Annotated in this window: 14 protein-coding genes; 6 read left to right on the top strand and 8 right to left on the bottom strand. The window is 70.8% G+C overall.

Annotation, left to right across the window (positions count from 1 at the left end; translation table 11 throughout):
• Nucleotides 1-25 precede the first annotated feature (25 nt).
• The 3 genes from ASG28_RS14095 (at nt 26) to ASG28_RS14085 (ending at nt 1,832) form a co-directional block, all read left to right on the top strand.
• Complete coding sequence (locus ASG28_RS14095) at nt 26-532, top strand: sigma-70 family RNA polymerase sigma factor (protein WP_055801561.1); 507 nt, start codon at nt 26-28, stop codon at nt 530-532.
• Nucleotides 529-1,239 (top strand): zf-HC2 domain-containing protein, encoded by a 711-nt coding sequence (locus ASG28_RS16195; protein ID WP_082452595.1) that lies wholly within the window; start codon nt 529-531, stop codon nt 1,237-1,239. The genes ASG28_RS14095 and ASG28_RS16195 overlap by 4 nt, the downstream gene beginning before the upstream one ends.
• Nucleotides 1,240-1,424: 185 nt before the next feature.
• Complete coding sequence (locus ASG28_RS14085) at nt 1,425-1,832, top strand: arsenate-mycothiol transferase ArsC (RefSeq protein WP_055801565.1); 408 nt, start codon at nt 1,425-1,427, stop codon at nt 1,830-1,832.
• Here ASG28_RS14085 and ASG28_RS14080 read toward each other — a convergent pair.
• Nucleotides 1,815-2,789, bottom strand: a complete 975-nt coding sequence (locus ASG28_RS14080; protein WP_055976332.1) for an arsenic resistance protein — start codon at nt 2,787-2,789, stop codon at nt 1,815-1,817. The genes ASG28_RS14085 and ASG28_RS14080 overlap by 18 nt on opposite strands.
• 95 nt (nt 2,790-2,884) lie before the next feature.
• Between ASG28_RS14080 and ASG28_RS14075 the strand changes: the two genes are divergently transcribed.
• On the top strand, nt 2,885-3,286 hold the full coding sequence (locus ASG28_RS14075; RefSeq protein ID WP_055976329.1) for a MerR family transcriptional regulator: 402 nt from the start codon (nt 2,885-2,887) through the stop codon (nt 3,284-3,286).
• Nucleotides 3,287-3,316: 30 nt separating this feature from the next.
• Here the strand turns inward: ASG28_RS14075 and ASG28_RS14070 are convergent, their stop codons facing one another.
• From ASG28_RS14070 to ASG28_RS14040, 6 genes are all read right to left on the bottom strand, one after another.
• The gene (locus tag ASG28_RS14070) at nt 3,317-3,883 is read right to left on the bottom strand and encodes a recombinase family protein (protein ID WP_055976327.1); all 567 of its coding nucleotides are present in this window, start codon (nt 3,881-3,883) and stop codon (nt 3,317-3,319) included.
• Nucleotides 3,884-4,184: 301 nt separating this feature from the next.
• Nucleotides 4,185-4,709, bottom strand: coding sequence for a signal peptidase I (locus ASG28_RS16680; RefSeq protein ID WP_056051210.1), 525 nt, complete (start codon nt 4,707-4,709; stop codon nt 4,185-4,187).
• A 137-nt stretch (nt 4,710-4,846) separates the two neighbouring features.
• The gene (locus ASG28_RS16675) at nt 4,847-6,115 is read right to left on the bottom strand and encodes an RICIN domain-containing protein (RefSeq protein WP_055976319.1); all 1,269 of its coding nucleotides are present in this window, start codon (nt 6,113-6,115) and stop codon (nt 4,847-4,849) included.
• 2 nt (nt 6,116-6,117) lie between these two features.
• Nucleotides 6,118-6,681, bottom strand: coding sequence for a hypothetical protein (locus tag ASG28_RS14050; RefSeq protein WP_055976316.1), 564 nt, complete (start codon nt 6,679-6,681; stop codon nt 6,118-6,120).
• Complete coding sequence (locus ASG28_RS14045; RefSeq protein WP_055976313.1) at nt 6,681-7,247, bottom strand: alternate-type signal peptide domain-containing protein; 567 nt, start codon at nt 7,245-7,247, stop codon at nt 6,681-6,683. The genes ASG28_RS14050 and ASG28_RS14045 overlap by 1 nt, the downstream gene beginning before the upstream one ends.
• A 361-nt stretch (nt 7,248-7,608) precedes the next feature.
• A complete protein-coding gene (locus tag ASG28_RS14040) occupies nt 7,609-8,652 on the bottom strand; it encodes an NAD(P)-dependent alcohol dehydrogenase (protein ID WP_055976310.1) in 1,044 nt (347 codons plus the stop codon).
• A gap of 163 nt (nt 8,653-8,815) precedes the next feature.
• On the opposite strand from ASG28_RS14040, the gene ASG28_RS14035 reads away from it, so the two are divergent.
• Nucleotides 8,816-9,502 carry a CG0192-related protein gene (locus tag ASG28_RS14035; protein ID WP_055976307.1) on the top strand — a complete coding sequence of 229 codons (687 nt, stop codon included), beginning with the start codon at nt 8,816-8,818 and terminating at the stop codon, nt 9,500-9,502.
• Nucleotides 9,503-9,718: 216 nt separating this feature from the next.
• Nucleotides 9,719-10,849, top strand: coding sequence for an adenosine deaminase (locus ASG28_RS14030; RefSeq protein WP_082454849.1), 1,131 nt, complete (start codon nt 9,719-9,721; stop codon nt 10,847-10,849).
• A gap of 397 nt (nt 10,850-11,246) precedes the next feature.
• On the opposite strand, the gene ASG28_RS14020 is transcribed toward ASG28_RS14030, so the two are convergent.
• Nucleotides 11,247-12,488 carry a M23 family metallopeptidase gene (locus ASG28_RS14020; protein ID WP_157485832.1) on the bottom strand — a complete coding sequence of 414 codons (1,242 nt, stop codon included), beginning with the start codon at nt 12,486-12,488 and terminating at the stop codon, nt 11,247-11,249.
• Between the last annotated feature and the right edge of the window lie 34 nt (nt 12,489-12,522).

The following is a 12,522-nucleotide window of genomic DNA, read 5'->3' as shown; positions in this document are numbered from 1 at the left end:
TCACTGGCGCGAGGCGGTGAAGGTCATGGCCCGAGCCAGTGACGAGCTTTTGTCGACATTGTTCGAGTGCCACGGCGGGGCGCTTCGCCGTTACACACACAGCCTCACTCGGAACGCGGCGCTGACCGAGGACATCGTTCAAGAGACGATGCTGAGAGCATGGCAGCGTCCTAAGGTGCTGGAGCTCGACAAGGATGCGGCTCAAGCGTGGCTGTTCACGGTCGCTCGGCGCCTCGTCATCGACGACGCACGATCTGCCCGGAGTCGACGAGAAGTGGCAGCCCTTGGCGAGGTAGAAGGCACTGCTCTCGATCGCACTGATGCCGTCCTGGACAGCATCATCGTTGCGGACGCGCTGGCGTCGCTCTCCGACCACCACCGTCAGATCGTCATCGATGCGTACTTCGCTGGTCAGAGCATTCCTGAAATTTCGAGACGGCTTGGCATCCCAGAAGGAACCGCGAAATCGCGGCTCCACTATGGGTTACGCGGGCTGAGGCTAGCCCTCCAAGAAAGGGGCGTCACACGATGACTGAGCATCCCGATCTTCAAGCTAACGAGGACCGTTACCAAGACTGGGACGCGTCCTACGTCCTCGGAGCGCTCCCCACCGATGAACGTCGCGAATACGAGCAGCACCTCAGTACCTGCGCCAACTGCCGTGAAGCGGTGACGGAACTTGCGGGTCTCCCAGGCATCCTGAGCCGAATCTCGCCGGAAGAGGCCCTTGCCATCCATTCACCTCTGGGTATGGATGAAACTCAGGCGCCATCAGAAACGTTGTCGCTGATGGCCCACCGCTTCCGCAAGAGTCAACGCCGCCGCCGAGGAGTCATGGCTCTCGCAGTTGCCGCTGCTGTTGCTGCCGCCGTCTTCGGGGGGCTCGCCGTGGGCGCAAGAAACGACGTCGGCCCAGCGACGGCCCAAATGACGTTCCAGCCCATGGACCCCGGAACTGACTCCACCACCCTTACTGCCGGTCTGCAGATCGAGGAGAAATCTTGGGGCACGAGGCTCGATTGGAACTGCGACTACGGCGCGGATGCGCCAGACAACTCCCGATACGAGCTCGTGGTCACACAAACGGACAACACCACGCTTACCGTCGCGACGTGGGACGCAGCTGGCTCGCGTGCCGCAGATCTGTCTGCGTCGACGGCTATTCCCAGCCTGAAGATCACGAGTGTAGAAATCCGCTTGCAGGGATCCACGGTCGCGTTGGCTCGGCTAGACACCTGAGCACCTCCGAACGAGACGCCCGTTAGACGGTCGGTCACCGGACGCTCGTTGGCTGCGACCACTCCCTCTTAGTTGCGGGGCCCAGATCGTCTCGATAAATCGGTCCGAAATCGCTCTCGGTGGCGGATCGGCTATCGAGACGCAAACGCGGTGACTCGTTTCTCGACGTCAGTATGGTTCGCCACATGACCACTCATCAGCCCACTGTCGTTTTCGTCTGTCAGAAGAACGCGGGCAAGTCGCAAATGGCCGCAGCTCTGATGCGCGACCTCGCTGGCGACGAGGTCACCGTGCGCTCTGCCGGCACCAAGCCCGGGGCTGCCCTCAACGCCCAATCAGTCCAGTCTCTTCAAGAGCTGGGCATCGACGTTGGCGACGAGCACCCGAAGGCCCTCACCGCAGACATGATCGCCACGGCTGACGTCCTCGTGACTCTCGGTACCGAGGCGAAAGTTGAAGGGATCCCGACAGTCCGGTTCGAGACGTGGATCACAGACGAACCTTCCGAGCGGGGCATCGAAGGCATGGAGCGGATGCGCCTTGTCCGAGACGACATTCGCTCTCGAGTCGCAGACCTACGCAACCGTCTCTGAATCGCTCCGCACGAGACGTGGGACGAGGCGGACGAAGATCACCATGCCAACGAGCTCGATGAGCGTCTGGGTGACGACGACGACCGGAGCGAGCGAGAGCGATGCCGGTAGGGCGAGTGCGAGCGGCAAGACCACGAGGGAGTTCCTGGTCGCACCGCTGAACACCAGGGCCCGTGTTGCTGGCGCGTCGAGATGGAAGATGCGTCCGACGCCGATGCCGAGCGCTGCCATGAGGACGAGGAACGCGGCATAGATCGGCGCCAGCACGAGGAGCTGACCCAGGGAGTCTCCGACGGCGCCGGCTTGTGAGGCCACGACGGTGAACAGGGTTGCCATCATCAGCGGCACCATCAGGCCCAGCATCGTCCGCTCGATCACGACACCGGACCGGTGTCGCCGGGCGAGGGCCTGCACGAGCGCGGCCGCGGTGAGCGGGACGACGATTAGGAGGAGGAACGCCCGGGCGAAGGGGCCGACCTCGACCACGGTGACGCCCTCGGGGCCGATGAACAGCAGCAGGTACAGCGGCAGGAGAAGGATCTGCGCCAGCATCAGAACCGGTGCCGCAGCGAGGAGCCGTTCTGATGCGCCGCCAGCGAGGCCGGCAAAGACGATCACGTAGTCGATGCACGGGGTCAGCAGCACCAGCAGTACCCCGAACAGCAGTGCCGGTTCGTCCGCGACGAACCGGGACAGCCCGTAGGCGACGAGGGGGGCGACGACGAAGTTCAGCACCCCGACCGCGGCGAGGAATCGTCCGTCGCGGAGGGACTTCCCGATCGCGGCGAACGGGACGCCCAGGAACGTCGCGAAGAGCAGCAGTGCGAGCACGGGCTCGATCGCTCCCTCTAGGTGGTGTGCTCCCGGCACGGTGAGGCCGACGACGCCGGCAGCCAGGATTGCCGTCAAGTAGAGGCCGATCTGCCGGTGTTCGAGCCAGGAGACGACCGCGTTCACGGCTGGACTGGTGTGGGGGAGGAAGGCACGTCAGTGACCGTAGAGGTTCGAGCCGCTTGAAGGTCAAGCGGCACCGGCGGCTCTAGGGTCGCGGTGTGCGAATCTCCGAAGTCAGTAAACGCAGCGGTGTCTCCGCCACGGCGCTCCGGTACTACGAGTCCATCGGGCTCTTGACCCCGGCCAGGGCCCACAACGGGTACCGCGACTACAGCCCGGACCTGCTCAGCCGCCTCGACCTGATTGAAGCCAGCAAGGAACTCGGGTTGCCTCTTGATCAGATCGGCGCGCACCTCAGCGCCATGGAGTCGACGTCCTGCACCGATGTTCGCGAAGCCTTACGGCCGCTCTTGGCCGAGCAGGTGCGTCAGATCGAGAAGAAGCAGGCCCGGCTCGACCGGCTCCGGTCACGCCTCGCTCGTGCCGAACACGGCCTAGCCGCGTGCCCTGACCGGTCAGAGCGGTGCTCGACCGAGTGCGTGTTCCGAACGTTCCCCTGATCCGCCGAGCCTCGTCCACGAATCGATGGATCAGGGCGCCGCTCGCTGGATTGCGCGGTAGACCGTCGAACGCGCAACACCGAAGAGTTCGGCGATCTCGCTGGTTGTGTGGGCGCCGGTGCGGTGCAGCTGCACGAGGTGCTTCTCCTGTGAGGGGGTGAGCTTGGGCTTGCGACCGCGAAGCTTGCCAGCGGCCTTGGCGATCGCCATCCCCTCCCGCGTGCGGGCACGGATCAGGTCGGCCTCGAACTCAGCCACCATTCCGAGGACGTTGAATAGCAGGCGGCCCACTGGGTCGGTGGGGTCGTAGACCGCTCCCCCGAGGTTCAGGGCGACGCCCTTCTTCGTGAGCTCGTCGGAGATGTCGGTCGCGTCACGCAGCGAGCGGGCAAGACGGTCGAGCTTCGTCACCACCAGGACGTCGCCGGCACGGCACGCAGCGAGGGCCTCGCGCAGGCCCGGCCGGGCTCGAGTAGTGCCCGACAAGCCGTGGTCAACATGGACGTGTTGATCGTCAACACCAAGCGCTGCAAGACCGTCACGTTGTGCTGCGAGATCTTGTCCTGACGTCGAGACGCGGGCGTATCCGATGAGCATCCGACGACTGTAGCGTTCATCCCCCCGTCACCGGGCATTTTTGCGGGACAGGCATACGCGAATCCGCAGGCCAGGCGCCACTTGATGCCAGTCGGATAAAACGGGCCCAAGCAGGTGTCCCGATGAACGACCGTCTTCCGGACGGGAACGACGCGGGGACCAGGGATCGCGAGGTGCCCGGTATCGCGAGCAGCGCCTCCTGCAGGTGTCGCACCGGGGCCACGAGGGCCACCGACCCGAAGGCCGCGTCCCCGACGGCATCCCCGATCACGCGTCGAGGGCGGCCGTAGCCCGCACGGGCCTACGGCGCCGTCGGCCCGCCGGCTCGACCACGGCGACGGCGGAGCAGGCCGCGACCGGTGAGGAATGCCGCGTAGCCGAGCAGGCCGACTCCCACCGCCGGCACGAGCCACGCGCGGGCTCCCGCCGAGACACCCGTGTTGAGGCGTCCCAGCCACGGCACCGAGTACCAGACCTCGCCCATGACCTGCCCCTCGACCACGGGGTCGCGGTCGGGCTCGGCGTTGGCGTCACCCTTCAGCGTGAAGGTGCGCCCCTCGGCGCCGACCGTGATGCCCACCACACGGTGCGAGATGACCCCGGGCACCCCCGAGCGGATCTGGTACGTGACGACGTCGCCGACCCGGATGTCGGCCGGGTCGACCGGACGCACCACGACGAGCGTGCCGGGCGGCAACCCGGGCTCCATCGAGCCGGTCAGGATCGTCAGGGGCACACCGCCCACCAACCGCGGCACGATGACCGCGAGCAGCCCGACGGCGACGACGGCGATCAGCACGACCACCGCGACGGCCTGCGCGAGCATCGACCCGAGGCCCCGTCCCTGCCGATCCGTCCCGCCTCGCGCACGCGACGGCGATCCCGATCGTGACCGCAGCGACGCCCGCGCCGGCGAGCGCGGCCCCGACGACGCCCGCGACCCCGACGGCGGGGCAGCGTGCGTCACGACGACGCCCCCAGCGTGAACAGCTGCGCCTCGGACGTCGTGCACGCCGACACCTGCATCTGCGTCGTGACGCCCGACCCCGTGCTGGTCAGGCACATCGAGTTGCGGTCGCGGAACTGGAAATGACCCGACCCGGGGACGACCGGCACGGCACTCCACCGCTGGGCGCTGATCGCGTTGTCGCTGCGCAGTACGGAGCGGTGGTCGCTCGCGCTGTCCCAGTAGAGCCCGGGAACCACGGGTGACGTGATCTTGAGGTACTGCCCGTCGGCGACGAACTGCCACAGCTGCGTCGTGGTGCCCCGGCAGCCGCTCGACCAGAGAGGCGAGCCGCTGGTCGAGCCCCCGACCGTGACGCATCGGTCCGACGCCAGGTCCCTGACGACGTAGAGCGAGCTGTTGTCGAGCCAGCTGGTGGAGTGCTGCACCGCGGGGGACGCCAGGGAGACGCGGGCGGGGTTCGACGCGTCGAGCGCGCGGATCTCGTAGGCGTAGTACCGATAGACCCCGAGCCCGGTGTCGGTGAAGTTGCGCGTCGACGAGGGCACGGTGCCGACGAGCACGCCCTCGCGGTAGATGCCGTAGCGCGACACCGCGGACGAGTCCGCCGGTGCGGCCCACGTCAGCGAGATGCTCGTGTCCGTCTCGGAGGTCTTGGTGGGAGCCCCGGGCGTGAGGGTGTCGGCGACGGTCTGCACGGACGTCGCCGTGGCGGCGCTGCTCCACGCACCGAGCCGGGCCGTGAGCGCGGCCGTGATCGTCGCCGACCCACCCGCCGCGTCGAACCGGTCGGCCTGGGTGATCGACGTCTGGACGCACCAGGACGAGGAGGCGCCGGCCGGCAGGGTGCCGGAGGGCGCGTCGATCGTCGCCCACGTCCCCGACGAGGCGCCGCCGGGTCGGGTGCCGCAGCGACCCGAGGTCGCAGGCCAGACGGCGACACGGGTCGTCGAGTCGAGGCCCGAGCCGCTCGCGGCGGTGAGCCCGAGACTCCACGGTGCGGGCACCGTGCCGGTGTTCGCGACGGTGACGGTGGCCGTGTGCGAGAGGGCGGACGACGAGTACGTCGCCGCCAGCGTGTCCACGCCGGTCAGCGCGACGGCCAGGCGTCCCGTCGAAGTCGTCGCCGAAGCGGTCTGCACGGGGGCCGTCCACGTGGCCTCGGCCGGCACGGCGACCGCCGTCAGGAGTGCCGCGACGGTGACGACGGCGCCCCACAGGGGGAGGCGACGCGACCGGCGGCGGGGTGTGGCTTCGGTGGGCACGATCAGACCTGCGTTCCGGTGAGTCGCAGGGTGAGGCCGAGGTCGCCGAGGCCCTGCGAGGTGCTCCGGCCGTCGTCCCTCATCGCGACGGAGACGCAGAGCGTGCGGGACTCCCCCGCGGTGAGGACGACGCTCGTCGGCGCCGCCACGGCCGGGGTCGGGTCCGACGCGGTGCCCGACCAGACGGGGTCGGCACCTCCCGCGCGACAGTCGGTCGCCGAGGACGCCGTGCCGAGCCCGAGCACGAGGGCGGGCACGGACCGGGTGTCGGCCCGGGCGCTCGTCACCGTCGCCGCGGCCACGCCGAGCGTGAGGGCGACCGTGCCGGTGTTCGTCGCGGTGACGGGACCGCTCAGGGTGAGGCCGGGGTAGAGCGGGTCGGTCGGCAGGGCGAGCGCACCGAGCGTCAGCGACGCCGACCCCGACGTCACGACGACCGGTCCGTCCGACGTGCTCGCCGAGTCGCTCAGCCGGGCGGACGAACCGCCGACCTCGCCGAGCGACACGACGGCCACCACGACGGTCGCGACGACCCCCACGACGAGCCACGTGCCGCGGGCACCCACTAGATCTGGGTGAGGGTCACGGCGACGGCCCCGAGGTCGACCGAACCGAGCTGGGTGGCGTTCTCGAAACCGACGGTCGAGCTCTTCGGGAACTCGATCGTGACCGCGACGGTGACGTCCTCCTCGAGGCCGTCCCGACCGGTGACCGTCACGGCGGTGGGGGTCGTCGTGATGCCGTCACCCGTGGCGGTGAGCTGCGCGGTCGACGAGAGGTAGTCGGCGAGCGCGATGTCCGACGCCGAGCTCGAGCTGGGCTCGATCGACGAGGGGTCGAGGCTGAAGCTGGCGTTCAGGCCGTCGCCGTGGGCGGTGACGGTCATGTCGCGCGAGTAGACGACCACGTCGCCCGGCACGATCGGGTAGCCGGCGATCGATTCCTGCGGGGCGCCTCCGTTGACGGTCCAGGTCGCGGCCCGGGCGCTCGGTTCGACCTCGAGCCCACCCGAGACGATGGTGCCGCCGGCCGTCTCGGCGCTGGTGTTCCAGAGCGCGAACGTGCCCGCGCCTCCGAGGAGGAGGGTGACGCCGGCGGCGGTGGCGATGGTGCCCTTGACGATGGTCTTCATGACGCGGTCCTTCCGGGCGACCCGTGGGTCGTCGGCTGGTGTCCCGGCTCCTGAGCGCGAGGGCCGTCGACCTCGGCATGCACGCAGGGGGACGACCGTCGGGAGGAGGCACTTGAGATGCCGCGAGAGGCGGCACAGGCAGGGGACGGTATCTGCATGCAGGGCCGGTGGAGCCACCGGGATGTCTGCTTGTGTCAACTATCTCACCCCTCTCGCCTCCGCGGGGGGATGCGTCGAAAGGGCAGGTCGATTGCCAGTTTGACCCCTCCACCGGGACGTCGGGTCGACGGGGTGCGTGTACCGGGGACCGCAGGAGGCGCGGTGCCGGAAGTCCGACACCGCGCCTCCTGGGGTGGTTCGGCTACGGGACGATGACGGCGCGGCCGCGAACGGTGCCCGCGGCGAGCGCCTCGTAGGCCTTCGGGCCGTCGTCGAGCGAGTAGCGCTGCGTCGCGACCTCGACCTGACCGGCACGGGCGAGGTCGAGGACCTCGATCAGTTCGCTGCGGCTGCCCCAGTAGGGGATGCGCACGGCGACGTCGTAGCCGATCGTGCCGAAGCCGAGCTCGACGGTGCCGCCACCGATGCCGACGATGGTCACGTCGGCGTCCGCCGCGGCGACCGCGACCGCCGTGGCCATGGTCGGCTTCGCCCCGACGAAGTCGAAGACGGCCTGGACGCCGAGGCCTCCGGTGATCTCGCGGATCGCGTCGGCGGCGTGCTCGTCGCTGATCACCGTGTGGTGCGCACCGACGTGCTTCGCCAGCTCGAGCTTCTCGTCGGTGACGTCGAGCGCGATGATCTGCGCACCCGAGAGCGCCCGCAGGATCTGGATGCCGACGTGCCCGAGGCCTCCGGTGCCGATGACGACGGCGTAGGTGCCGGCGCCGAGCTTCGGCAGCGAGGTCTTGATCGCGTGGTACGGCGTGAGACCGGCGTCGGTGAGCGACACGTTCGCGACCGGGTCGAGGTCGCCGAGCGGCACGAGGTGGCGGGGGTCGTCGACGATCATGTACTCGGCCATCGACCCGGGGGCGCCGAGCCCGGGAGGCTTGATGCCCTCGGCGGCGGCGTTGACGCAGTAGTTCTCCTTGCCCTGGGCGCACTGGTGGCAGCGGCCACAGCCCCACGGACCGTAGACGGCGACGGCGTCACCGACCTGCAGGTGCTCGACGCCCTCGCCGAGCTCGGCCACGACGCCCGCCCCCTCGTGACCGAGCGTGAGCGGCAGCGGATAGCCCTGTGCCGTGTAGTCCTCTTCGCTGAGGCTCATGACGTACTCGTCGGAGTGGCAGACGCCGGCGGCCGTGACCTTGAGCAGCACCTGCCCGGGGCCGGGCGACGGCTTCTCGATCTCGACGACTTCGGGGTGCTGACCGACCTGGGTGTACTGGAGTGCCTTCATGGGCGCAGGCTACGCCCGGGGGCTGGACGGTGGGCGACAGGTGTCGTCTTGCTGCCGTGGGCCCGTGCGCGGGGCGGCGGCGGGTGGGCGGCGGTCGGCGGTGGTGACGGTGGGCGGCGGGCGGCGGGCGGCGGTGACGGCGGTCGGCCCTACGATCGACGGCATGGCACACCTGCACCGGGCCGGCATGAGCCCCTCCAAGATCGACCTGCTCGACGCCTGGGTGCCCACCCAGCCGTGGTTCGAGGGCCCGCCCCGGTCCGAGGGCGCCGACGACGAGGGCCTGCGCAGCGTCGCGGCCTTCCGCTTCGACGACCCGGCGGGCGAGGTCGGCGTCGAGACGATCATCGTCGCCACCGCCGACGGCGTGCAGTTGCAGGTGCCCCTCACCTACCGCGACGCCCCCCTGGCCGGAGCGGAGGCGCACCTCGTCGGGACGACGGAGCACTCGGTGCTCGGCACGCGCTGGGTCTACGACGGCACGGCCGACCCGGTCTGGGCCGCGGCCCTCGCGACCGCCGTGCTGACCGGCGGCACGCAGGCCGAGGCCTGGTTCGAGGTCGACGGCGAGCGGCAGGTCCGCGAGCCGAACTCGACCGTCGTCGGCAGCGGCAGCCCGGGCACCCCCGTGCCCGACGTCGACCGCCTCACCGTCGACCAGGTCGAGGGTCGCACGGTCGTCACCGGCGCGGCGGTCCGCATCGTCGTCGCCCGCGTGCTCGGCCGACACGACGCCGGCGCCCTCGCCTCGACCGGTGGCCGCACCGGCGACCACGGCGTCGAGGTGCTCACCGGCACGTGGACGGGGCACGACCAGCCCGAGACGCTCGCCGTCGTGCTCACGGCGTAGCGACCTGCAGGAGGCGCGGGGCGCGGTCGTCGCGCACCGCGCCTCCTCGGCGACCGAGCAGGAGGCGCGGGTGGCGTCCTCGAGGAGCCGGCCCGCGCCTCCTGGTCTCGTCCCGGAGCCTCGTCGTCTCGTCCCCAGGCTCTCGCCGGGTGACGGGACGGTGAACGATCGTGCACGGAGCTTCGTCGGGAGGCACGCTGCCGCTACGGTGGCCCGATGACGGCGATCGACACCTCCCCGACGACCGCGGCCCCCGCGCCCGGCACGCCCCTCCGGGGCACGACACTGACGAGCAGCGACCTCTCGGGCTCGCCTCTCTCGGGTCCGCCCCTCTCGGCCACCGTGCTCGCGACCCCGCCGACGGCCGAGCTGCACCTGCACGTCGAGGGAACGCTCGAACCCGAGCTCGTCTTCGCCCTCGCCGACCGCAACGACGTCGACCTGCCCTTCGCCTCGGTCGACGAGCTGCGTGCCGCGTACTCGTTCGGCTCGCTGCAGGAGTTCCTCGACCTGTACTACGCGTGCACGGCCGTGCTGCAGACCGCCCAGGACTTCCGCGACCTCGCGTGGGCCTACCTCGAACGCGCCCACGCCCAGGGGCTGCGTCACGTCGAGATGTTCTTCGACCCCCAGGCGCACACCTCGCGCGACGTCGACGTCGACGAGGTGATCGACGGGCTGACCCAGGCGCTCGGCGAGGCTCGTGAGCGGTTCGGCATCACGGGCGGGCTCATCCTCTGCTTCCTGCGACACCTGCCGGTGGGTGACGCGGCCGCGACGCTCGAGTCCGTCGCGCACCGCGCCTCCGATCTGATCGGGGTGGGGCTCGACTCGTCCGAGGTGGGGTTCCCGCCGGCCGCGTTCGCCCGCGTCTTCGACCGCGCCCGCGCGCTCGGGCTGCACGTCGTCGCCCACGCCGGCGAAGAGGGGCCGCCGTCGTACGTCACCGACGCCCTCGACCTGCTGCACGTCGAACGCGTCGACCACGGCGTGCGCAGCCTCGAGGACGACGCCCTCGTCGCACGACTGGTCGCCGACCGGGTGCCGCTCACGGTCTGCCCCTTGTCGAACCTGCGGCTCGCGGTCGTGTCCGACCTGGCCGAGCACCCGTTGCCGCGCATGCTCGAGGCCGGGCTGCTCGTCACGGTCAACAGCGACGACCCCGCCTACTTCGGCGGCTACGTGGGCGACAACTACCAGGCGCTGCGCGACGTGCTCGGGCTGGACGACGACGCGCTGGCCCTGCTGGCGACGAACTCGGTCGAGGCGTCGTTCGCCGACGCGGGCCGCAAGGCCGAGCTGACCGCCGAGGTGCGGGCCTGGCGCGAGGCGCGTCGCACGGCCTGAGGCCCGAGCGGCGGGTTGCGGGTTGCGGCCGGCGGGTGCTGTCGCACGCCAAGGCGGGCGAGTTCGTGTCGGCCGGGCCGTCACGGCCGACCGGTGTCGACGAACTGGCCCGCCGAGGTGCGGGCCTGGCGCGAGGCGCGTCGTACGGCCCGAGGCCCGAGCGGCGGGTGACGGGTGGCGGCCGGCGGGTGCTGACGCACGTGAAGGCGGGCGAGTTCGTGCCGGCCGGGCCGTCACGGCCGACCGGTGTCGACGAACTGGCCCGCCGACGGCGCACGCGCCTGCACCGGTGCCGGCACCGGCACCACGTGGCGGCGGTGCAGACGGGCGGCGACGCAGTGCCGTCCCGTGCGGTTCTGTCCAGTCCGGTCGGTCCGGCGCGGTCCGGCGCTGAGGGCTAGAGGGTGCGACCGGCGTTCGCGTCGAGCCAGGCCTTGGGGTCGACCTGGGTGGAGCCGCCCAGCAGCACCTCGAAGTGCAGGTGCTCGCCGGTTGCGACTCCACTGCGGCCGACCTTGCCGACCAGCTCGCCCACCTGGACCGTCTGACCGGCCACGAGCGGGCTCGACCCGATCTGCATGTGCGCGTAGAGGGTGCTGACCCGCTGGCCGTCGATCACGTGGTCGATCACGGCGTACTGACCGAACTGGCCGTGCATGCCCGAGGTCCGCACCACACCCGCCGCCGCGGCGCCGATCGGGGTCCCGCCGCCGGGCGTCATGTCGAGGCCCATGTGCATGCTCGAGCACGCGGCGCACGGTGCCGAGCGCGGTCCGAAGCCCGAGCTGAGGACGACCGAACCCGGGAACGGCCAGCGGATGTCGCCGGTGCCCGAATTGACGATGGTGCCGGCCCCCGAGGAGGCGCGGTTCGAGTTCGTCGACCCCGCGACGTTCTTCGAGGTGACGACGGGCTCGGGCTCGGGCGGCGGAGGCGGCGGCGGTGCGTCGGTCACCCCGAAGGCGTCGCGGTCGGACACGGTCAACACGACGAGCGACGCCGCGAGGGTCTGGGTCGGCATCGGAGCGGCACCGGCGGTCGGGATGTTCGACCCGCCCAGGTCGCTGGCCGAGGCCGGGGTGAGGTTCGAGGTGAAGAAGAGCATGACGGCGCAGACACCGAGCACGGGCAAGGTCGCCGCGCGGACGCGCGACGAGACGGCGCGCAGCCGCGACCGGCCGGACGTGCCCCGCGGGCTCTGGCTCGGGCGACCGCCGTCGCGGGTCCGACGCACGAGAGCCGGCACCGAGGGCCGCGAACGACGAGCGACGCGCGTCGCGGGCTCAGCCGCCACGGGGTCGGCCGTCGCGGGGTCAGCCGTCGCGGGCTCAGCCGTCGCGGGGTCAGCCGCGACACCCACGGGCGCCGGTGCACCCACTTCCGAACCATGAACCCTGTTGCTCGTGGGTGCATCGTTCGAAACCGGGTTCATCGCGGGGTCGGCGGGAGGCGCGGCGGACGAAGGTGCGGAGGCGGCGGGAGCAGCATCAGCGGCGGAGCCACTCGCGGATGCGCCGGCGGCGGCCGCGGCAACAGCGCGCTCGAGCGCGCGGGCCTCGCGGCGCGTCAGCGGCAGGTCGGCCCGGGGCGTCTGCTCGGCCGGCATCGCGGGCTCGGGGGTGTTCGAGGGGTCGGTCATGAGCGCTTCCTGGGACGGACGGCGCATCGACTCA

Source organism: Frigoribacterium sp. Leaf415 (assembly GCF_001424645.1).
Lineage (GTDB): Bacteria > Actinomycetota > Actinomycetes > Actinomycetales > Microbacteriaceae > Frigoribacterium.
The sequence above is the reverse complement of the archived record's forward strand: the minus strand, read 5'-3'. Positions and strand labels throughout refer to the sequence as shown.